The organism is Burkholderia sp. AW33-5 (assembly GCF_053427615.1).
This window is the reverse complement of the sequence record NZ_JBSAXA010000021.1, coordinates 60,133-82,414: the sequence shown is the minus strand read 5'-3', so window position 1 is coordinate 82,414 and position 22,282 is coordinate 60,133. Positions and strand designations below refer to the sequence as shown.

The 22,282-nt window shown below is 68.7% G+C and carries 14 protein-coding genes and 4 pseudogenes; 8 read left to right on the top strand and 10 right to left on the bottom strand.

Annotation, left to right across the window (positions count from 1 at the left end; translation table 11 throughout):
* Positions 1–20 precede the first annotated feature (20 nt).
* Entirely contained in the window at positions 21–1,292 is a 1,272-nt protein-coding gene (locus ACV22V_RS26020; RefSeq protein WP_448015930.1) for an NAD(P)/FAD-dependent oxidoreductase, read from the bottom strand.
* Positions 1,293–1,553: 261 nt separating this feature from the next.
* Here ACV22V_RS26020 and ACV22V_RS26015 point away from each other — a divergent pair, with 261 nt between their 5' ends.
* The 6 genes and pseudogenes from ACV22V_RS26015 to ACV22V_RS25990 all read left to right on the top strand — a co-directional run bounded on the left by ACV22V_RS26015 (position 1,554) and on the right by ACV22V_RS25990 (position 7,325).
* Positions 1,554–2,201: an FAD binding domain-containing protein gene (locus ACV22V_RS26015; protein WP_448015946.1), complete on the top strand. Its 648-nt coding sequence runs from the start codon at positions 1,554–1,556 to the stop codon at positions 2,199–2,201.
* A 286-nt stretch (positions 2,202–2,487) separates the two neighbouring features.
* Entirely contained in the window at positions 2,488–3,186 is a 699-nt protein-coding gene (locus ACV22V_RS26010) for a hydrolase (protein ID WP_448015929.1), read from the top strand.
* Between the two features lie 303 nt (positions 3,187–3,489).
* A pseudogene (locus ACV22V_RS26005) lies at positions 3,490–4,271 on the top strand (LysR family transcriptional regulator); the annotation flags it as partial.
* 163 nt (positions 4,272–4,434) lie between these two features.
* Positions 4,435–5,559 carry an FAD binding domain-containing protein gene (locus ACV22V_RS26000; protein WP_448015928.1) on the top strand — a complete coding sequence of 375 codons (1,125 nt, stop codon included), beginning with the start codon at positions 4,435–4,437 and terminating at the stop codon, positions 5,557–5,559.
* A gap of 193 nt (positions 5,560–5,752) precedes the next feature.
* Positions 5,753–6,151: pseudogene (locus tag ACV22V_RS25995) on the top strand (MFS transporter); the annotation flags it as partial.
* A 61-nt stretch (positions 6,152–6,212) separates the two neighbouring features.
* Positions 6,213–7,325 (top strand): alkene reductase, encoded by a 1,113-nt coding sequence (locus tag ACV22V_RS25990; protein ID WP_448015927.1) that lies wholly within the window; start codon positions 6,213–6,215, stop codon positions 7,323–7,325.
* A 75-nt stretch (positions 7,326–7,400) separates the two neighbouring features.
* Here the strand turns inward: ACV22V_RS25990 and ACV22V_RS25985 are convergent, their stop codons facing one another.
* The 3 genes from ACV22V_RS25985 to ACV22V_RS25975 form a co-directional block, all read right to left on the bottom strand.
* Entirely contained in the window at positions 7,401–8,072 is a 672-nt protein-coding gene (locus ACV22V_RS25985; RefSeq protein WP_448015926.1) for a phosphohydrolase, read from the bottom strand.
* A 97-nt stretch (positions 8,073–8,169) separates the two neighbouring features.
* A complete protein-coding gene (locus ACV22V_RS25980) occupies positions 8,170–10,053 on the bottom strand; it encodes an amidohydrolase (RefSeq protein WP_448015925.1) in 1,884 nt (627 codons plus the stop codon).
* 120 nt (positions 10,054–10,173) lie between these two features.
* Positions 10,174–13,074: an ATP-binding protein gene (locus tag ACV22V_RS25975; protein WP_448015924.1), complete on the bottom strand. Its 2,901-nt coding sequence runs from the start codon at positions 13,072–13,074 to the stop codon at positions 10,174–10,176.
* Between the two features lie 408 nt (positions 13,075–13,482).
* Here ACV22V_RS25975 and ACV22V_RS25970 point away from each other — a divergent pair, with 408 nt between their 5' ends.
* Positions 13,483–14,397, top strand: coding sequence for a helix-turn-helix domain-containing protein (locus ACV22V_RS25970; protein WP_448015923.1), 915 nt, complete (start codon positions 13,483–13,485; stop codon positions 14,395–14,397).
* Between the two features lie 39 nt (positions 14,398–14,436).
* Here the strand turns inward: ACV22V_RS25970 and ACV22V_RS25965 are convergent, their stop codons facing one another.
* Positions 14,437–15,423 carry an MBL fold metallo-hydrolase gene (locus ACV22V_RS25965; protein WP_448015922.1) on the bottom strand — a complete coding sequence of 329 codons (987 nt, stop codon included), beginning with the start codon at positions 15,421–15,423 and terminating at the stop codon, positions 14,437–14,439.
* Between the two features lie 154 nt (positions 15,424–15,577).
* Positions 15,578–16,228, bottom strand: coding sequence for a DsbA family oxidoreductase (locus ACV22V_RS25960; protein WP_448015921.1), 651 nt, complete (start codon positions 16,226–16,228; stop codon positions 15,578–15,580).
* Positions 16,229–16,348: 120 nt separating this feature from the next.
* Between ACV22V_RS25960 and ACV22V_RS25955 the strand changes: the two are divergent.
* Positions 16,349–17,030 (top strand): annotated as a pseudogene (locus ACV22V_RS25955) (LysR substrate-binding domain-containing protein); the annotation flags it as partial.
* Positions 17,031–17,139: 109 nt separating this feature from the next.
* Here ACV22V_RS25955 and ACV22V_RS25950 read toward each other — a convergent pair.
* The 4 genes and pseudogenes from ACV22V_RS25950 to ACV22V_RS25935 form a co-directional block, all read right to left on the bottom strand.
* Positions 17,140–17,998 (bottom strand): annotated as a pseudogene (locus ACV22V_RS25950) (fumarylacetoacetate hydrolase family protein).
* A gap of 116 nt (positions 17,999–18,114) precedes the next feature.
* Positions 18,115–19,443, bottom strand: a complete 1,329-nt coding sequence (glcF, locus tag ACV22V_RS25945; protein ID WP_448015920.1) for a glycolate oxidase subunit GlcF — start codon at positions 19,441–19,443, stop codon at positions 18,115–18,117.
* A 31-nt stretch (positions 19,444–19,474) separates the two neighbouring features.
* Positions 19,475–20,671, bottom strand: coding sequence for a glycolate oxidase subunit GlcE (glcE, locus tag ACV22V_RS25940; protein WP_448015919.1), 1,197 nt, complete (start codon positions 20,669–20,671; stop codon positions 19,475–19,477).
* Between the two features lie 151 nt (positions 20,672–20,822).
* On the bottom strand, positions 20,823–22,169 hold the full coding sequence (locus ACV22V_RS25935) for an FAD-linked oxidase C-terminal domain-containing protein (RefSeq protein ID WP_448015945.1): 1,347 nt from the start codon (positions 22,167–22,169) through the stop codon (positions 20,823–20,825).
* Positions 22,170–22,282 lie beyond the last annotated feature (113 nt).

Genomic DNA, 22,282 nt, shown 5'->3' with positions numbered 1-22,282 from the left:
GCCGTCACCCGCCGCGCGATTCAGGTCGCGCTCGGCCGGTGCGCGTCCTCGCCGAGGAACCGGTGCACGAACGTCACGGCCATCGCCCCTTCGCCAACCGCCGACGCCACCCGCTTGACCGACCCCGAACGGACGTCACCCGCCGCAAACGAGCCGGGCACACTGGTTTCCAGGTAGTACGGCCGGCGCTCGAGCGGCCACACGCGCCCGAAGTCCGGGCAGTCGTACAGGTCGCTGCCCGTCACCAGGTAACCGCCCGGATTGCGGATGATGTTCGTGTCGCGCGCCCATTCGGTGTTCGGCGCGCCGCCGATGCAGACGAACAGGTGCGTGGCCGGCAGCACGTCGCGCGCGCCGTCTTCCGTGCGCAGCACGATCGCCTCGAGCCGGCCATCGCCCTGCAGCGCTTCGACGGTCGTGCCGTAGCGCACCGTCACGTTCGGCGTGCGCTCGATCCGGTCGATTAGGTAGCGCGACAGCGTCGCCGCGAGCGATGCACCCCGGACGATTATCGTGACTTCGCGCGCGTGCCGCGCGAAGTTCATCGCGGCCTGCCCGGCCGAATTGCCGCCGCCGACGATGAACACGTGCTTGCCCTCGCACATCGGCGCTTCGCTCGATCCCGCGCCGTAGTACAGGCCCGCGTTGAGAAACTTCGGCTCGTCGGGCAGGCCGAGACTGCGGTATTCGATCCCCGTCGCGCAGATGTTCGAGCGTGCGGTCAGGATCGAGCCGTCGGCCAGGTCGACGCGGATCTTGCCGTCGACGAACGTTGCATGCACGCCCTCGCGCATCATCAGCAACTCGACGCCGAACTTCACCGCCTGCTGGCGCGCGCGTTCCGCCAGCTCGGCGCCCGGAATGCCGTCCGGAAAGCCCATGTAGTTTTCGATCAGCGAACTCGTGCCCGCCTGCCCGCCGATCGCATCGCGTTCGATCACGACGGCCCGCAGCCCCTCGGACGCCGCGTAGACGGCCGCCGACAGGCCGGCCGGGCCGGCGCCGTAAATCGATACGTCGTACTCGATGAAGCGCGGCCGGGAAACCCAGCCGAGCTTCGCGGCGATTTCCGGCAGCGTCGGCTGGTAGATGCACGTACCGTCCGGAAAGACGACCACCGGCAGCCGGACATCGCGCAGCGGCGCGATGCCCAGCCCGCGCACGCAATCGGTATCGGACGTCAGCTCGTACCATTCGTACTCGACCACGCCGCGCTTCAGGAAGTCGCGGATCGCGTAGGCCTCCTTGCTGTGAGGCAGGCCGATGACCTTGACATGCTGCGACTGCGCCATGAGCGTCTCCCGGTGACCGCGTGTCGGATCCCGACCGGTTTCGACGCCGGCCATACGTGTGACTGTACGTCGTCGTGGCTGCCGAGGCTGCCACGTTTCATAAGAATTAAGGGCCGCGCGCGATGCGCGCCGTCCACAATGAATCGTGTTCCCCCCGCTCGCAATCTCGCGCCGGCCGCGTTGCGAGTGCCCTTCGGCGCGGGCATCGGAGCGGCAGATGACCACGACCTGCACCCATCTTGACGAAGCGCGCACGCGCGCCTGGGCGACGAACGCATCCGCGCGGACGTGCTGATTGCGGCCGACGGAGCGGGCTCGACCCTGCGCACGCGCCTGTTTCCCTGCTACGCGCCGTCGTTCGCGGGCTATCCCGCGTGGCGCGGCATCGTCGACGAAGCCGAATTCGATGCCGCGTCGATCGCGCCGCTGGTCGAGAACATGACGCTGCACAAGGTGCCGGGCGAGCTGTTCATGGCGTTCCTGATTCCCGCGCTCGACGGCTCGCTCGCACCGGGAACGCGCCGCTTCAACTGGCTGTGGTATCGCAACGAGGCCAATCGCGACGCGCTGCGCCACCACCTGACCGATCGGGCCGGGCAAGTCCATCACACATCCGTGCATCCGGGTCACCTCGCCGACGACGTCGTCGCGACGCTGCGGCAACTCGCCGGCGAACGCCTGCCGGCCACGCTCTCCCAACTGGTTCACGCGACGCGCATGCCGTTCAACCAGGCGATCTTCGATGCGTTGAGACCCGCGTTCGTCGACGGTCGCGTCGCGCTGATGGGCGACGCAGCATGCACCGTGCGCCCCCGCACGGCGCCGGGCACGAAGGCCGCGAGCGATGCGATGTCGCTTGCCGAAGCGCTACCGGCGAATGCGACCGACGTCGTCGCGCGCCTCGCGTAGTGGTCGGCGCGGCGGCGTGACGAAGTGACGTCGCTGCTCGAGAAGGGCCCGCAGCTGGCTGCGGCGTTCGGCCTCGGCACGCCGCGCTGACGCACGGGCGGCAGGCCTGCCGCCTTGGCATCGATTCACAACGTTTTATTTTCTTTGTCCGCCTGGCCATCCTAATCTTCACGCATCGGCGGACGCCCTCTGCAAGCGAAGCGGCTCCGTCGACTCCGCGCGGTTCGGCCGATCCGGCTTGCGAACCGTTCGTCACGCGATTCATCCTGCCAGAGAGATCACGATCATGCGTAATCCTAAACTTGACGTCCTGACACCCGACAACTGCCAGATGCTCTTCATCGATCTTCAGCCCCAGATGGCGATGGGCGTGCAGTCGATCGACCGGCAAGCGCTAAAGAACAACGCGGTCGGCCTTGCGAAGGCCGCGAAGGCCTTCAACATCCCGACCACGATCACGACGGTCGAAACCGAAAGTTTTTCCGGTTACGCGTTCCCGGAACTGCTCGACGTATTTCCGAATCAGCCCGTCCTCGAGCGCTCGTCGATGAACTCGTGGGACGACCAGAAGGTACGCGACGCGCTCGCGAAGAACGGCCGCAAGAAAGTGGTCGCCGCCGGCCTGTGGACCGAGGTGTGCAATCTCACCTTCGCGCTGTGCGCGATGGACGAAGGCGATTACGAGATCTACATGGTCGCCGATGCATCGGGCGGCACGTCGAAGGAAGCGCACGAATATGCGATGCAGCGCATGATCCAGGCTGGCGCGGTGCCCGTCACCTGGCAGCAGGTGATGCTCGAATGGCAGCGCGACTGGGCGCGGCACGACACCTACGACGCCGTGATGAACATCGTGCGAGAGCATTCCGGCGCGTACGGAATGGGCGTCGACTACGCGTACACGATGGTCCACAAGGCGCCTCAACGCACGAAAGAACCGCATACGATGCTGGCGCCGGTGCCGGCGCCGGTCGCGAACCGGTAACGAGCGACGATTGCGCATGTGCCGTGAACGTCCCGAGTCGGCACGTTCAGAACGTTTCGGCGCGGTTTCAGGAAATGGCACCGGCGCGCGTAGACTGCCCTCATCATCCGCCGCGCGGTCATCGGCCGCGCGGCCTCCCCACACCTGGAGCAACGACATGATCTCCGCCGCGAATCGCTGCCGCCGCGCCGGCTTGTCATGGCCGGATCGCCCGGTCGGCACCGCCGTCATCGGACGGTGCCGACCGGGCGACCACCGCCGGTACGTGCGGGCCCGGCCTCCCCTCCTGGCCCGCCCGCGGCGGCATTCACGCGCGCGTCCGACACGACCGGGCTGACGCCGCAGCGCGTATACGCGCTGCTGAGCACGCTCGCACAGCTCCTCGGCTGCCGGCTGCTGAACCGCACTACTCGCCGGATCCCGATCACCGAGGACGGGCAGGCGTACTACGAGCGCTGCGTCGGCGTGCTACGCGAAATCGACGACATGGAGGCGGCCGTCTCGCAGGCGAGCAACGTCCCGCGCGTCCGGGCATCTCGGTCGAACTGGGCGTGACCGACCGGCAGATCGACCTGATCGGCGAAGGCGTCGATTGCGTCGTGCGCATCGGCGCGCTCGACGATTCGGGATCGGTCGCGAAACGGATCGGCAGCCTCACCACCTGCGCCGCGCCCGCCTATCTCGAACGATGCGGCGCCCCCGAAACGGTCGACGAGCTCACGCAGCACGTCGCGGTCAGCCACATCTCGGCCGATACGGGCCAGCCGCGGCCGTGGGATCACGTCGTGGACGGCGAAACGCGGATCATGCAGATGTGCGGCACCGTCGCGGCCGATGACGCCGACACCTACATCGCATGCGGCCTCGCCGGCATCGGCCTGATCAAGACCTCGCTGTACCTGGTCGAGCCGTACCTGCAATCGGGGCGCCTACGCGAGGTGCTGACCGATTTCAACACACCGCTGCGGCCGATCTCGATCCTGTATCCGCCCAACCGGCATACGCCCGTCAAGCTCAAGGTGTTCGTCGACCGGCTCGCCGGCCTGTTCGCGCATATTCCGACGCTGCAGGGGGAGCGCCGCTGACGCTCATCACTGAAACCGCGCGTCCGCGCCCGCGCACATACCGCATGAATCAAGTGAATTAAGACGCGGTTTAGGACTATTCAGTCCGCCCGATCCAGACTGCTCTCAGGGGGCTTCGCTACCCGCGATATCCGCGTCGGAGGCCCGTTTCGAGAGGCACATCATGAAGATCGCGATCGCCGGCGGCTCCATCGCGGGCCTCGCCGCCGCCGTCACCCTGAATTGCATCGGCCACGAGGTCGTCGTCCACGAGCGGTGCGACCGGCGAGTGTCCGATCATGGCGGCGGTGTCGCGGTCCTGCGCCGCATGACGGCATTTCTCGACGCGCACGGCGGCCAGCGGCTGTCGATCGCGACGGTTCCGACGCGCCGCCGGCGCTGGATCGACCGCGCGGGCCGCATCGTCGACGACGCGTGTCAATGGCTGCCGTTCTCGTCGTGGGACATCGTCCATCGGGCGCTGTGCGCGATGCTGCCGGAAGGGATGATCTGCTACGACAGCGTCGTGACGGTCGAGCACCGCGCCCCGGACGGTGTCGACTTGCAGATCGGCACGACGCGCGAACGGGTGGACCTGCTCGTCGCCGCGGAAGGCGCAGGTTCGCGCATCCGTACGGCGCTGTTTCCTGGCTACGCACCGCGTTATACCGGCTACTTCGCGTGGCGCGGCGTCGTCGACGAAGCCGCGTTCGATGCCGGGACCATCGAAATGCTGGTCGAGAACCTGACGCTCTACCGGCAGCCCGGCGAACTTTTCATGGCGTTCCAGATTCCCTCCGCCGACGGCATGCCGGGGCCGCGCGCGCAACGCTTCAACTGGATCTGGTACCGCTTCGAAGCGAACCTCGACGCGTTGCGCAGCCATCTGGCCGACCTCGGCGGCCGCCTGCACGGTGTGTCGGCCGAACCGGGCCTGTTGTCGACCCGCGCGCACGCCGAACTCGGCATGCTCGCGCACGAGCGTCTGCCGCCGGTGCTGTCGCAACTGGTCGACGCGACCGCCGCCCCGTCCGTTCAAGCCGTCTTTGATGTCTTCAGTCCGGCCTTCGCCAACGGCCGCATCGCGCTCGTCGGCGACGCGGCCTGCACGCTGCGGCCCCATACGGCATCCGGCATGTCGAAGGCTCTCGCCGACGCGGTCACCCTCGCCCAGGCGCTGCCGGCGGGCGCGCACGACGTCACGAGACGCACGGCGTCCTGGGCGGCCGCGCGCCGGGTCGCGTCGGCCGGCCTCGCCGACGCCGGCGTGCGGTTCGCGACCGATCTCGGCCTCGGCGCATGCGCATGAATCCGTCCACGGTCCGCCCCCTTTGCGTGGCGCGCAAAGCTCGATTGCGCCCCGGGCGTATTCCCTTGTTATCGATCGATCAATAACCTTGACGGCAATGCGGTGGTTTCCGTTGTGCCGCGACGAACAACCGAACCCCGTTACGCCCGCCCGACGACCGGGCACCCGGCGTCTCTTTCGAAGGGAGTCGACCATGTCAGCAGAATCCACCTCGCTCGCGGCCCACGGGTACGCGGCCAAACTCACGCAGGGCCTCTTCCTGCTGTTCGCGTTCAGTTCCGCCGCGATCGTCGCGAACCTGTACTATGCGCAGCCGATCACCGAACTCATCGCGCCCAGCCTGCACATGTCCGGCGAAACCGCGAGCCTGACCGTGTCGCTGACGCCGATCGGCTACGCGTTCGGCCTGTTCTTCATTGTGCCGCTCGGCGACCTGCTCGAGAACCGCAACCTGATGATCGTCACGGCCGTCGTGTCGATCGCGAGCCTCGCGGCGGCCGCGGTCGTGCAGACGCCCGGGCTGTTCCTCGCGACCTCGCTGCTGATCAGCTTCAGCTCCGTCTTTCCCGAACTTTCCGCAGGGCCCGCCGCCTGACCGGTCGCTGTCAAGCGACACGCGGTGCCGCCCTGCGTCACGCCAAAAGGAATCCATCATGTCTTCCCTGCTCAGCCACTACGACCTGCGCGGCCTGCCGCTTCCCAACCGTGTCGTGATGGGGCCGATGACGCGCTCGCGCGCGCCGTCGCGCGGCCAGCCGACCGAACTGATGGCCGAGTACTACGCGCAGCGCGCGTCAGCCGGCTTGATCGTGACTGAGGCGACTAACGTCAGCCCGGCTTCCGCCTCGTTCGAACTGACGCCGGGGCTCGTCACCGACGAGCAGGCAGCCGGCTGGAAGCATGTCACGGATGCCGTGCACGAGAACGGCGGCCGCATCTTCGCGCAGTTGTGGCACGGCGGCCGCGTGAGTTCGCTGACGCTGCTCGGCGGCGACGCGCCGCTGTCGCCATCCGGCGTCAACGACGATCTCGAGCAGTTGCAGGTGTGGGCGCAGTTGCAGAACGGCTATTACACGAAGATTCACGCGACACCTTCGCGCGCGATGACGACGGACGAGGTGGCCGACACGGTCGATGAATTCCGCGACGCGGCCGTTCGCGCGATGGCGGCCGGCTTCGACGGCGTCGAGATCCACGCGGCCAATGGCTACCTGCCGCATCAGTTCCTGTCGTCGACGCTGAACCGCCGCGACGACCGTTACGGCGGCTCGGTCGCGAATCGCGCGCGCTTCCTGGCGGAGATCGTCGACGCGGTCGGCGCCGTGATGCCGCTGAGCCGCGTGGGCGTGCGCATTTCGCCGTACGCGAAGTACAACAACGTGCGCGACGCGGATCCGGATACGACGTACGCATACGTCGGCCGGATGCTCGACGAAGCCGGCGTCGCCTACCTGCACGCGGCGGACACCAATGGCTGGAGCGGCGAACCCGACCTGCCGCGCATCGTCGCAAACACGCGCAAGCATTTCGGCGGCACGCTGATCGTCAACGGCGGCATCGCGCCGGATGCCGCGAATGCGCTGATCGACGCGGGCGACGCCGATCTCGTCGCGTTCGCGCGTGCGTACATCGCGAACCCCGATCTGGTCGAACGCCTCGCGGCGAACGCACCGCTCGCCGCGCCGAAGACGGTCGGCTGGTACGGCGGCGACCGCGCGGGCTACGTCGACTATGCGCGTCACGATGCGGCGGGCGTGAGTGCGTAACCCGGTGCGCAGGCGCCTGCGCACTGACCGGCATCCACGGCACCCGCTCACGCCGCCGAAACCCGCAAGACGCCGTCAGGCGTCCTTCCAGCGCGCGCCGAGCACGCGCCCGCAGAAATTCGGCCGGCGAAAATCCGGATCAGCGCGTTCGAGCACATCGGCGCTCCACGTGCCGAACGTCGACGCCGGCCGGTGCGCGACGCCGCGCGCGACCGCATCGAGGAACGCGTCGCCGAAGCCTTCGCCGCGCGGGTAGGCGGCGAGCAGCGCGCGCCGCTCGTCGGCCGAATACGCGTCGAAATCGGTGGCCATCAGATCGGTCGAGACGGCGGCCGCCAGCACGCGCGCGAGCGGCGACACGCGCGCGGCGACGCCGGGCGTCGTATGCAGCGCGATCGCGTGCCACACGTCGTCGCGCAGGCGCTGCGACGTCTGGTGGCGCAGCAGGAACGTATCGGCGGCATCGGCGCTGTCGAGCTCGTAGCGCGCGGCCGAGCGGCCATACGCGGTGCTCAGTCCCATGTTCGCGTACATCGCGGCGACATACAGCGCATCGGCATCGCAAGTCTCGCCGGCCCGACGCGCGGCCAGCGACGCGAGTACGAACACCCGGCTCGCATGCCCGGTGATCGCCCGCGGCAGCGACGCGCGGGCCGCTTCGGCCGCTTCGATCGCCATCGGCGTCCGCGGGATGCGGACGCCGGCGACTTCGTGGTCGGCCGATGCACACGTATGCGCAGAACTCATCTCGACTCCTTCTGCCCCCCACCGGAGGCGGAAAATTGTCCATGCCTCGCACGGCACGCGCCGACGCGGCCGGCATCCCTGCCGGTACAGCGTCGGCCTAGAACGCGAAACCGGGGCAACCCGATGCTTCGCAGTGCTCGACGGTTTCCGTCGCGGCCGCACGCAGGCGCTGCACGAACGCGCGTCCGAGCCCGCGCACGGCACCGGCCGCCTGCGGGCCCACGCCGGCCGTGGCGTGCAGCGACGCCGACTCGGCTGGACGTTGCCGGCCGGCGGCGCCGAATTCGGCCACCGGCGACCACGCGGGGCTGACCGCCGGCGGCGGCGGTGCGAGCGACGCGAACTCGTCGTCCGCATGCACGATCCTGCCGCCAACGACCGTCAGCACCGACGCCAGCGACTTGATCTGCGATTCGTCGATCGTGAAGTAGTCGTCCGTCAGCACCGCGAAATCGGCGTAGTGGCCGGGCACCAGCGCGCCCTTGCAGTCGTCCTCGCCGGAAAACCACGCGCTGCCGACCGTATAGCAGCGCAGCGCCGCCATCCGGCTGAGCCGGTTGCGCTCCGGATACAGCGCCGTGCCGCCGACCGTGCGCCCCGACACCATCCAGTACAGCGCCACGAACGGGTTGTAGCTCGCGATGCGCGTTGCGTCGGTGCCCGCGCCGACCGGCAGCCCGGCCGCCAGCATCGCGCGGATCGGCGGCGTGCGCATCGCGGCTTGCGCGCCGTAACGCGCGATGAAGTACTCGCCCTGGAACGCCATCCGGTGCTGGACCGTCACGCCGCCGCCGAGCGCGGCGATGCGCGCAATGTTCGCGTCCGTGATCGTCTCGCAGTGATCGAAGAACCAGCGCAGGCCGTCGAACGGCGTCTCGCTGTTCACGGCTTCGAGCACGTTCAGGAAGCGGCCGATCGATTCGTCGTAAGTCGCATGCAGCCGGAACGGCCAGCGGTGCCGCACCAGCAGCCGCACCACCGCGGCCAGTTCGGCCTCCAGCGCCGCCGGCAGATCGGGGCGCGGCTCGAGAAAATTGCCGAAATCGGCCGCGGAATACACGAGCAGTTCACCCGCGCCGTTCATGCGCAGGAACGCGTCGCCGTCGCCGGGCTTCGCGAGCGTCACCCAGCGCGCGTAGTCGTCGAGCTCGCGTCCCGCGTGCTGCACGAACAGGCTGTACGCGACGCGTACGGTCATTTCGCCGCGCCGCGCGAGCGCCAGGATCGCGCCGTAGTCGTCCGGAAACGCCTGGAAGTCGCCGCCCGCGTCGATCGCGCTCGTCACGCCGAGCCGGTTCAGCTCGCGCATGAAATGCCGCATCGAATTCATCTGGTCGTCGTGGCCGAGCTTCGGGGCACGTTCGAGCGCCTCGTGCAGAATGGCCATGTCCGGGCGCGCGATCAGCATGCCGGTCGGCCTGCCGAGGCGATCGCGCTGGATCTCGCCGCCGGGCGGGCTCGACGTGTCGCGGCCGTAGCCGATCGCGCGCAGCGCGGCCGCGTTCAGCAGCGCGCTGTCGCCCAGGTGCATGATGAAGACCGGCGTGTCGGGCGCGATCGCGTTGAGCTCGGCCACCGTCGGCCCGCGCTTTTCCGCGAACTGGAATTCGGTCCAGCCGCCGACCACGCGCACCCAGTGTGGCGCCGGCGTGCGCAGCACCTGGCGACGCAGCATGCACAGCGCGTCGGCCAGCGTCGGCACGCCGTCCCAGCGCAGTTCCAGGTTGAAGTTCAGGCCGCCGCGGATCATGTGCAGGTGCGAATCGTTCAGCCCCGGGATCACGGTGCGGCCGTTCAGGTCGATGCGCAGCGTGCCGGCATGCGCATGGCGCATCACGTCGTGCCCGCTGCCCGTTGCGAGAATCCGGCCGTCCTTGACCGCGAGCGCGGTCACGAACGACTGCCGCGCGTCCTGCGTCGCGATCTTGCCGTTGTATACGATGAGGTCCGCCGCTTCGGCGGATGCCGTCGTCTCGAGCATCGTCAGGCCCCCCCGTCCGCGCCGAAAGCCGGCATGCGGCCGCACGCGGCATGCATCCGGTTTGACGATCCACCGACCATCCCTTCCTCCTTGAACATTGAACGACCGGCCCGCGCGCCGTCACGCCGCCGACTGCATCGCATCCGCCGCCTCGCGTCGCGCGCGCGTCGAGCTGGTCGACGCGTTGGTCTCCTGGCGAACGAAGTTCTGCAGACGCGCCAGGCGGCGCACGTCGAACGCGCGCGACTGCGGGTCGATCTGCCCCGACAGGTCGGCCACCAGCGACGATGCCTGCGCGATGCGCCCGCGCTCGATCAGGTGATCCGACAGATCCAGCGTGCCGCGCAGCGCCCACATCGCGGCGCCTTGCCCGTTCGCGGTATGGATCCCGGTCAGCAGATGCCGGTGCCCTTCGACTTCATAAGCGAGCGCGGCATCGGGCTCCGCGGTGCGGGCCTGTTCGAGCATCGCGAGCCCTCGGACGCGCAACAGTTCCGGCACGAACAGGTGCTCGCCGTGCGCGCGGCAGCGCGCGAGCGTCGCGTCGAGTTTCACGCATGCCTCGGCCGCGCGGCCGGTGCGCGTCAGCCCTTCCCCGTACGCGACGACCAGTGGCGCGAGCAGTCGCCGGAACCCGCTCGCCTCGATGCGCCGCAGCGCGGGCTCGAGCCGCGCCAGACCAGCGCCGGGATGCCCGGCCTGTATGTCGAACTGGCCAGCGAGACCTTCCGCGTGACTGAGCCAGATGTCGAACCCGTGCGCCTCCGCGGTCGAGCGCAGCGTGCCGAGATAGTCGGAAATCAGGTCGTGATCGCCGTAGCGCAACGCGATCGGCACAGCCGCGGCGCCGAGCACGACGCACAGTGCCGGCCCCGACCCGGTGCGGCGTACGGATTCGACCGTCTGTGCGGCCAGCCGCATCGCATATTCCGGATCGCCCTGCATCCAGACGAGCCGCATCAGCATCGTGCGGCCGAGCGTCGTGACGTCGATCCCGAGCGCGGCTTCCGCGCACGACGGCTCGCCAGCCACGGCCAGCCCGGCGGTCGCGGCCTCCAGCCGCTCGCGGGCCTGCGCGTGTTCGCCGAAGTAATGCAGCGACGTCGCGACCATCGCGTTCGCCAGCAGCCGCTGCGGCCGGTCGCCGCGCCGTTCGGCCGCGCGTTCGAAGCGCGTCGCATAGCGCAGCGATTCATGAATGTCGGAGCGTGTCAGCATCGTGTTCCACAGCCCGACCATCGCACACGCGTCGAACGCCTCGTCGCCGATCCGGCCCGCGAGCACGAGCGTCCGGTCCCACATCGCGGCGGCCGCGTGCGTATCGCCGTCGGTATGCAGCAGCGCCGTCGCGTAGGCCGCGCGCAAGCGCATCTCGCGCGCGGCGTCGATGCCGCCGGCCTCGATCGCGTCGAGCGTCCGCCGCGCCGGATGCGCGCATTCGCGCATCCGCGCCGGTTCCAGCAACGCGAGCGCCAACGCGTCCGCTCCCTGCGCCCACGGCTCGGCCGCGACGGGCTCGCGCGGCGCCGGCACGTCTGCGGCGGCACGCGTGCCCGCGAGGTCGGTGTCCGGCGGCGGCATCTCCGTCTCCATCTGCGGTTGCATTCGCGCTTCGCCCTGCTCGCGCTCGTAGCGCGCATGACGCTCAGCGACGACGTCGAATTCGCCTTCGTTGTGCAGTTTCTCGAGCGCGTACGCGCGCGTCGATTCCGTCAACCGGTAACGCGCCTGCGCCCCGTGGAACTCGACGGTCACCAGCGACTTCGCGACCATTTCGCCGAGCACCGCGATCGCCTCGGCGGCCGACATGCCGGGATCCATCGCGACCTCGCGCGCGGCATCGAACGTAAACGGGCCGATGAAGCACGCCATGCGGCGAAACAGCGCGCGCGCGGCCGCATCCAGCAGCACGTAGCTCCAGTCGAACGTCGCGCGCAACGTCTGGTGGCGCGGCAGCGCCGAGCGCAACCCGCCGGTCAGCAAGTTCAGCCGGTCATCCAGACGCGCGGCGACGACCTCGAGCCCGAGTGTCGCGACGCGAGCGGCAGCCAGTTCGATCGCGAGCGGCAGCCCGTCCAGACGTCGGCAGATGTCACCGATCAACCGGATGCTGGCCGCATCGACCGCGCAGTCGGGCGCGGCGGCGCGGATCCGCGCGAGGAACAGTTCGACTGCCGAATGACGCACGATCTCGCCGAGCGGCACGTCGCCGTCCGGTACCGCCAGCGGGCTCACGCGAAACACAGCTTCGACCGAGATATGCAGGGGTTCGCGGCTCGTCGCGAGCACGCGCAGCGACGGCGCGCGCGACGTCAGCGTATCGACGAGATCGGCCACCAGATCGACGACGTGTTCCGCGTTGTCGAGCACGATCAGGGCCGGCGACGTGGCGCACGCTTCGACGATCCGGTCGATGCCCGGCACGCGGTCGGTCTCGAGGCCGAGTTCCGCGGCGATCGCGAGCAGCACGTCGTCGCGCGTCGCGGCACTCGCAAGCGCGACGAACAGCACGCGTTCGCCGGAGCGCTCGCGCAGCTCATGGGCGACGCGGCCGGCCAGGCTCGTCTTGCCGATGCCGCCCGCCCCGACGAGCGTGACGACCGCCGCGCGTTCGATCATGTCGACGATCTGCGCGATCTCCGCTTGACGTCCAACGAGCGGAACCGGGCGGCCCACGGCGACGGGCTCGGCCGGCAACGAGGCCGCGCCCGGCGCGGCCTCGTGCGCGACGGCCGGATTCGCGATCAGCAGGTAACCGCGGCCCGGCACCGTCTTGATCAGGTCACGGTCCGCGCCCAGCGCCTTGCGCAGCGTCGCGACATGAACCTGCAGCCGGTTTTCCTCGACGATCAGGCCCGGCCACACGGCATCCATGATGTCGTCCTTCGACACGACGGAACCGTTGGCGCGATGCAGTACTTCCAGTATGTCAAGCGCGCGTGCGCCGATACGCAGCGACGCGCCGTGGTGGCGAATGTCCCGCTGCTCGAAATCCACCGACAACGTCCCGATCTGGATCATGGCCGCCTCCAGGTTCCCGACGATGACCGCCATGTGAACACGGCAGTCCACAGGGGCGGGGATGCACACCCGTCCAGCGCCGCCGGGCGGACGCAAAGTCTCAGAATGTGGAGCGAGTGTAAACGCCGTATAAACAAAAATCTTGAAGGAAAATGCGCTGGCCGCCTCCACACCCGTGCGCCCGTAGGCGTGCGCCACGCGATCGTAAATAGGGCAGGAGTGACCGGATCGTGGCCACGGCGGTGTATTCGCGTGCCGGTCGAGGCCCGCGCGGCGCGGGTCGGACGACAGCAAGCATTTCGTCAGTAAGTGGACATTTATTCAAGTTAACTTGGGCCGATTGAGCGCACCGTATAAACTTCGCGTAAAAATGTTCGCGCGCCGCTCCCATCGAAGGATTTTTCTGTCATGCCAGATTCCCTCGTCGCGCCCCCTGCCGCACTGCCGAAAGACACGCTCGGTTGCCTGTCGAGCCTGCTGTCCAAGGATGTCGAACGCTCAGTCGGCGGGCTCAAGCTCCATCGCAAATGCATGCGCGACGAGCATTTCGAGCGCATCGAGATGGCAGCCAGCGATCGCGGCTTCCTGATCGGCGTGTCGCTCAACGGCGGGCACCGGCGCACAATCTACGGCGGTACCGGCCAATCCCGTTCCGAGCGGCGGTTCCAGCACAACTCGATCTACATTCGCGACTTCTCCCGGAATTTCCGTGCCGACCTGTACGGCAAGTTCGACTTCCTGCTGGTCGAGCTGTCGCACGCGTATCTCGGCGGCCTCGGCCGCGAGCATGACGGCACCGAAATCGGCGGCCTGACCTGCGCACCCGACGTACAGGACGCGGTGCTGGGCCATCTCGCGCACGCGGTGGCCGACAGCCTCGACGAGCCCGGCGCGCTGAACGCGCTGTTCGTCGAGCAGATGGGGCTCGCGATCGGCACGCATCTCGCGCGCCAGTACGGCCATGCGGGGGCGCGCGACCTGCAGCGCAAGGGCCTGCTGTCGCCGGCGAAGGCGGCGCTCGCGAAAGAGCTGCTGCTGGAAAAGGCCGATCTCGGCGTATCGATCGAGGAAGTCGCGAGCGAATGCGATCTGTCGCGCGGCTATTTCATTCGGGCGTTCTCGAGCACGACGGGACGCACACCGCATCAATGGCTGCTCGAACAGCGCGTGATCCGCGCACGGCAACTGATCGAGACGACCGACATGTCGCTCGCGGAAATCGCGGCCGTGTGCGGCTTCGCGGACCAGAGCCACCTGAACCGCGTGTTCGTCCGCATCGTCGGCCATCCGCCTGGCGCCTGGCGGCGCGAACTGTCCCGCTGATTCCGTCACGCGCGGCCACCGCCGCCGCGCGCCTTCGCTTCATCGAAGTGGTGTCGTGTCGTAGTTGACCGGCACCCAGTCGTACTGCTCCCCGTCCTTGCGCAAATGCCCGAGGCCGGGAAATGCGATGTGCGCGGCCCCGACCAGATAACGCTTGTCCGCCACGCGCTCGAGCGCAGCGCGCCGAGAGCCGCGCACCGCGTCGGCGTCGCTGTCGTACTGGACGGTCGCCTCCGGATCCTGCAACTGGATCGCCGCGACATGCACGATATCGCCCCACGCGAGCAGCCCTGCGTCGCCGCTCTCGATCAGGTAGGCCGTATGGCCCGGCGTATGACCGGGCATCGGCACCGCGCGAATGCCGGGGGCGAGCGTCGCCTCGCCGCGAAACGTCTTGAAGCGCCCGGCCGCGACGTACGGCGCGACCGACACGGCCGCCGCATCGAAAAACGATGCCAGAAACGCCGGCGCCTGTGCCTTGTTGTCCGGATCGAGCCAGTATTTCGCTTCGATCTCGTTGACGCGAACGACTGCATTCGGAAAGGTCATCCTGCCGTTCGACGCGATACCGCCGACATGATCCTTGTGCAGGTGCGTGAGCAGCACTTCGTCGACCTGCTCCGGCGCATAACCGGCCGCACGCAGGTTGGCGAGCAGCTTGCCGCAGCACTCGCCGTACAGCACACCGGCGCCCGAATCGACGAGGATCCGCTTCGTTCCCGTATCGACCAGGAACGCATTGATCGCCCCCTGCACCGGCGGCTCGAGAAACGCGCGATCGAGATCGCGCCGGATGGCTTCCTTCGAGATATCCCGGAAGACCGTATCGACCGGAAACGGATGCGTGCCGTCGGACAGCGCGACGATCCGCAGGTCGCCTAGCTTCTGCCGATAAAAGCCGGGGGCCTGGTTGCCTCCGCCCGGCTCGCCGGCGAACGCAACCGATGCGAGGATGCCGACGCACCACGCGACGAGCAGCATGCTGCCCGCGCGAGCCGCGCACGTGTGCCGGATCAAGTTCTTCATGTCGGTTCCCCGGTTGCGTATCGATGTTGCGCGCCGCCTGGCCGATCTGGCCGCGAGGTGCGCGTGACACCGAGCTTACCGGCCGGGTTCGCAATAATCCTGGGCCGCGCATGAATCTTTCTGAAGGCCGGGCCACGGCGGCGCCGGCCCGGATTCAGGCGATCGGGTCGAGCGCGCGCTGCGCGTCGATCAAGGCATCCCGAAACACCACGGTCGGCTGCGCCCCGCTGACGACCGACGGCCCGATGCGCGTCGACGGCACCGAAGCGATGCCGTCGCGCACAGCCTTCTCCTCGAGCCCGATCACCGCATCGAGCCCTTCGCCGGATGCGAGGAATGCTCGCACCGCGTCACCCGGCAAACCGGCGCCGGCCGCAATCTCGACCAGCACGTCTGTATCGCCGATATCGCGGCCGTCGCGGAAATACGCGGCGAACAAAGCATCGACGAGCGCGACCGCACTGCCGCGCTGTTGTGCGAACCAGACGAGCCTGTGCGCGAGCCGCGTGTTCGGCGTGCGCGCGATGCGCGCATGATCGAATACGAGGCCCGCCTCGCGGCCGGCTTCGGCCGCATGCGCGTCGAGCGTCTGCGAGCGCGCCCAACTGCCGAACTTCGCGCTGCGGTACGCCTTGCGGTCGATGCCGCCGGCCGGCATGGTCGGGTTCAGTTCGAACGGCAAGAACCGCACGCTCACGTTGCCGGCCAGGCCGGTTGCGTCGATCGCCTCCGCGAGCCTGTGCTCGGCGATCCAGCACCACGGGCAGATCAGATCGTAAGTCACCGTAATTTCGAGGGGTTTCATCGCACGCTCCTGTAAATTGCCAGTTCAGAAGATAGCGCTCGCGGGCCGGCGATAGAATGCCAACGGCACGCAACGCTTCGTTGCGATATGCACAAAAGCACGCAGTCACAAAGCAACGACATGGACAAATTCTCCGCGCTGCGCGCGTTCGTTGAAGTGGCGGAAGCCGGCGGCTTCTCGACCTCGCGGTTGCGTCGGTGGTACGCGCGGTGGATACGCTCGAGGCATCGCTCGGCACCGTGCTGCTGAACCGCACGACGCGTCAGGTCACGCTGTCCGATGCGGGCGCCATGTACTACGCGCGCGCGAAACTGCCGCTTGAGGAACTCGCGGAAGCCGACGCGCTGGTCTCCGATCGCGGCGACGAGCCGTCCGAGCCACTGCGCGTGTCGGTGCCGGTCGCGTACGGCGTGCGCCGCATCGCGCCGCACGTCGCGACTTTCCTCGCGCGCCATCCGAAGCTCGACCTGCAGTTCACCGACGAGCGCGTCGATCTCGTCGCGGGCTGCATCGACGTCGAGATCCGGCTCGGCGATGCGGCGCCGTCCGCCGGAGTCATCGCGCGGACACTCGGCACGTTCCCTGTTATGTCGTCGCGAGCCACGACTACCTCGACGCGCACGGCACGCCGTCGGAGCCGGGCGAGCTGATCGATCACGGGTGCCTACGCTTTCACTTCGGCGGCGACCAACAGGCGTGGACGTTCGCCGATGCGCACGGTACGACCAAGGTGCTCGTCGGCGGGCGCTTGAAGTCGAATCACAGCGAAGTGTTGCGCGACTGGCTGATCGACGCGTTCCTGCACGGCGCGCCCGCCGCGCTGAAGCAGTTCGCGTCGGGCGCGGCCGTCCAGCGCCGCCGGCGCGCGTAACGCGACGGGGGGGGGGCGGCGTGCGCACCGCCCGCGTACGTCATGCGTCGCGCCGCACCGCCGCCGGCGCGACCGGGTTGCGCAACACGCCGAGCCGCTCGACCTCGATTTCGCACACGTCGCCGGCCTTCATCCACAGCTGCGGTTCGCGCGCCATCCCGATGCCGGCCGGCGTGCCCGTGACGATCACGTCGCCGGCCTGCAGCGTCATCACGTCGCTGAGCAGCACGACCAGCGTCTCAACATCGAAAATCATGTCCGACGTCGACGCCTCCTGCACCACCGTCCCGTTCAGGCGCGTCTGGATCTTCAGCCCCCTGCAACCGCGCGGCAGTTCGTCGGCCGTGACGAACCACGGCCCGAATGCCCCCGTGCCATCGAAGTTCTTTCCCATCGTCCACTGCGGCGAGCGGAACTGGTAGTCACGCAGCGTCGCGTCGTTGAAGAGCGAATAACCCGCAACGTGATCGAGCGCCCGCTCGCGCGCGATGCCGCGTCCGCCCTTGCCGATCACCGCCACAAGCTCGCCCTCGTAGTCGAGTTGCGAAGACTGCGTCGGCAGCGCGATCGGGTCACCGTGGCCGATCAGGCTCGACGCGAACCGCGCGAACACGGTCGGATAGGTTTGCTTTGCAAACCCGGTCTCGGTCGAGTGGTCGAGGTAGTTCAGGCCGACGCAAATGATCTTGTGCGGTCGTCCGACCGGCGGCAGCAAACGCACCGCGTCGAGATCGACCGGCGAGACGCGCGCCCACCCCGGCAAGATCGGCACCCTGCGCCAGCAGCGCATCCAAATCGCCAGGATAGGCCGTGTCCGCAGCAGTCAGCCCGGACCAGTTCCCGTCGTGCTCCACGGCCAGGCCGCGGGATCCATTCTGTTCATACACGGCAAATCGCATGGCACGCTCCTTGTTCGACGTTTTCGACGACGTCGGTTATACGTCAATGTTCTCGCCGGACGCGCCACCGCCCGGTACGGCTGCGCGCTCTCCTTCGTCACGCGGCCGCGCAGCCGTCAAGCGCCATCTCGCTTGCGGCGCACCGCGACGCTGGCGCGCAACGCGTCGGGCACGGGCCCGCCGGTCGCCCAGTCGAGCAACTGCACGGTATGCACGAACGGCATGCCGACCGCGCCGGCCAGCTGCGTCATGCAACCGATATTGCCGGCCGCGGCAATATCGGCCGCCGTCGCACGTATCGCCGCGACCTTGCGCCGCTTGAGCTCGCCCGCGATCTCGGGCTGCAGCAGGTTGTAGACGCCGGCCGATCCGCAGCACATGAAGCTGTCGGACGGCTGGACGACGTCGAACCCCGCGTCGCGCAAGAGGTCGAGCGGCGGATGCACGATCCGCTGACCGTGCTGCATCGAGCACGCTGCGTGATAGGCGACCCGCATCCCCGGGGGGATGACCGGTGCCTGCAAGCCGAGCTGCGCCATGAATTCGGTAATGTCCTTCGCGAGCGCGCTGACGCGGGTCGCGCCGTCCCTCCATGCCGGATCGAGCCGCAGCGTGTGACCGTATGCCTTGAGCGACGTCCCGCATCCCGACGTGTTGACGATGATTGCGTCGAGCCCCGCCGGCCCGTCTGCTTCGCGCAGCCACGCTTCGATGTTGGCCTTCACCAGCGGCAGCGCCTGCGCCTCGCGCCCCATGTGCTCGGCCGGCGCGCCGCAGCACCCTGCACCGTGCGCGACGACAACTTCGACGCCGTGCCGCTGCAATAACCGTATCGTCGCTTCGTTGATCGCGGGGTCGAGCACGGTCTGCACACAGCCGTTCAACAGGCTGACCCGTGCGTGGCGCGGCCCCCGTGCCGGAAACACCTGCGCGCGATCGACCGGACTCGCCGCGGGCAACGGTGCCGCGGGCGCCATCTCCAGCATCGCGCGCAGCGTGCCGCCGAAGGCCGAACGCAGCGGACGGAACAGCCGGCCGGCGGCGAGCGCGGCGCGAAACAGCGGCCGGCTCGGAATCAGCACGGCCAGCGCGCGACGGATCGCGTCCTGCACCGGCGGCCGGCGGTAATGAGTCTCGACGTATTCGCGGCCGTGCGCGATCAGCTTCGAATACTGGACGTCCGACGGGCAGATCGCCTCGCACGCGAGACACGTCAGGCAGCGATCGAGATGCGCGACCGTCTTCGGGTCCGGCGCGCCGCCCGACTCGTACATGTTCCTCATCAGCACGATGCGGCCGCGCGGGCTGTCGTTCTCGTCGTGGCGGACCTGATAGGTCGGGCAATGCGACAGGCACGTGCCGCAATGCACGCAGCTGCGGATGATGTCGTTAGACAGTGCGATGCCGGGGTCGGCCAGTGCGGCGGCGTCGATGCGGGTTCTCATGTCACGCTGCTCCCGTGTCGATGGGGACGAGTCAGCCCGGATTGAATACGCGGTTCGGATCGAAGCTCGCTCGCACACGCTCGCCGAGTGCGCGCAGGTTGGCCGAGCGCGGATGGAATGCGCCGACTGCGCGCCGCAATGCCTCCGGCGCACGAAACAGGCACGCGTGCCCGCCAGCGGTCGCGACGGCCTGCCGGAGCGCCGCCGCCTGCCCGGCCACCGCGGCCGCGTCGGTACGCAAGAAGACGAGGCTGCCGCCCCAGTCGTAGATCGCGTCGCCGCCCACCGCCGCGACCACGCGCGCGGCCTGCGTGCCGGGCAGCATCAGGCGCCAGATGCACGCGTCGCGATCGTCCGCGAACGCCCGCAGGTCGCGCAACGCGCGCCAGAACGCCCGGCTCGCGTCGCCGCCGATCGTGCGGATCGCCAGCGAGCGGCCGACCCGCTTCGCGAGTCCCACCTCGCGCGCCGCCACCGATGCGCGGGGGCCTTCCAGCCGCAATGCCGTGGTCGGTACGGCCGACCTATCGCGCCGCTCGCCGCCGACGTGCGCGGCCGCGCTGACCTCGAACGGCAGGCGCAACGCGTCAGCGAGCAGGCCGGTAGCGGCGCCGTCGTCGAGCCCGTCGATCAGCAGCGTGCATTCGTCCGGCCACGCAGGCTGCAGTTTCAGCGTGACGGCCGTCAACGCGGCCAGCGTGCCGAACGAGCCCGTCATCAGGCGAGGCACGTCGTAGCCGGTCACGTTCTTCACGGTGCGCCCGCCGGCCTTGAACGCCTCGCCGCGGCCGCTCACGCCTTCCACGCCGAGCACGGCGTCGCGCACGGCACCCGACAGCACGCGGCGCGGCCCGGCCAGATTGCAGGCGACGACGCCGCCGATCGTGCCACGCGCCGCTTCGCCGCCGAACACCGGGCCGTAGTCCGGCGGCTCGAAAGCGAGCTGTTGGCGATGCTCGGCCAGCGCCGCGCGCACCGTCTCGACCGGCGTGCCGGCGCGCACCTTGATCACGAGTTCCTCGGGTTCGTAGAAGTCGATGCCGGACAGGCCGGACAGATCGAGCAGCGCATCCGCGTGCACCGGTTCGCCGAACCCGCGCTTGGTACCGCCGCCGAGGATCTCGAACGAGCGGCCATGACGATTGACGTCGGCGACGGCGTCAACCAGTTCCGCCGCATCGCGCGGGCAAATGCGCGCCTGCGCAGTCCGATCGTCGATCGCGTGCATGGCTGGCTCCTCAGAAGCGCGGAACATCGGCGAATCGCATGTTGTCGCCGCGAATCCGCACGCGGCCGAGTTCGACGCAACGGCACGGCGTGGGGAATACCTTGCCCGGATTGAGCAACTCGTCCGGATCGAACGCGCACTTGAGCCGCTGTTACAATTCGAGGTCGTTCCGTTCGAACTGGTAAGGCATCAGGTCGCGCTTCTCGACGCCGATGCCGTGTTCGCCGCTCAGCACGCCGCCGAGATCGACGCACGCACGCAGGATGTCGGCGCCGAACGCCTCGGCTTTCTCGAGGTCGCCGGGTTGCGCGGAATCGAACAGCACCATCGGGTGCAGGTTGCCGTCGCCGGCATGAAAGCAGTTCGCATAGTCGAGGCCGTGCTGTTTCGACAGGCGGTCGATGCGGGCCAGGATTTCGGCGAGCTGCCCGCGCGGAATCGTGCCGTCCGTCACGTAGATGTCACGCGCCACCTTGCCCATCGCGCCGAAGGCGAGCTTGCGCGCGCGCCACAGCTGTTCGCGTTCGGCTTCGGTCCGGCTGATCCGCAGGTCCACGACACCGGCATCGCGCGCGATGCGCTCGACCTCCGCGGCCAGCGTGTCTACCTCGCTTTCGATACCGTCCAGCTCGCACAGCAGCAGAGCCTCGACGCCCGGCGGCGGCAGTTCGCCGAGCAGCGACGACACCGCGCCGATCACCTTGCGGTCGACGAATTCGAGCCCGGCCGGCACGATGCCGTGACCGATGATCGCGCCGACGCAGCGGCTCGCCCGCTCGACGTCGGCAAAGCCGAGCGACAGCACGCGCGCGAGCGGCGGCTCCGGCGTCAGGCGCACCACGATCTCGGTCACGACCGCGAGCAGGCCTTCGGAGCCGATCAGCGCGCCGCACAGGTCGAACTCGCCGTCGGCGCCGCCGACGAACGCGCCGCCCAGCGTGAGCACCTCGCCCGTCATCAGCACGATGTCCATCCCGGTGACGTGATTCGACGTGACGCCGTATTTCAGGCAATGCACGCCGCCCGAATTCTCGGCCACATTGCCGCCGATCGTCGAAATCGCCTGGCTCGACGGGTCCGGCATGTAACAGAGCCCGAGCGAACGCACGGCCTCGGTCACCCGGACGTTCTGCACGCCAGGCTGCACGCGCGCCACGCGGTTCGCGGCGTCGATGTCGAGAATCCGGTTCATCCGGGCCGTGCCGAGCAGCACGGCATCCTCGAGCGGCAGCGCACCGCCCGACAGCGACGTACCCGATCCGCGCGGCACGACCTTGATGTGCACCGCATGGCAATAGGCGAGCACGCGACTCACCTGTGCGGTCGTCTCGGGCAGCACGACCAGCAGCGGCAGTGCGCTGTAGGCGGTCAGGCCGTCGCACTCGTACGGGCGCCGCTCCGCTTCGCTGTCGAGCACCCATTCGTCCCCGACGATCGCGCGCAGGTCGCGTGCGATCGCCGCACGGCGCGCGACGACGGTCGAATCGACATCTGGCATCTTCACGCTCGGGCTCCTTGTACGCCGCTTGAGGCGCGATTCACACGAGTAGTAGAGGTTGCCAGCGGCCCGGCCACAACTTAATCGTTATGAAGCAATCGACACCGGCCACG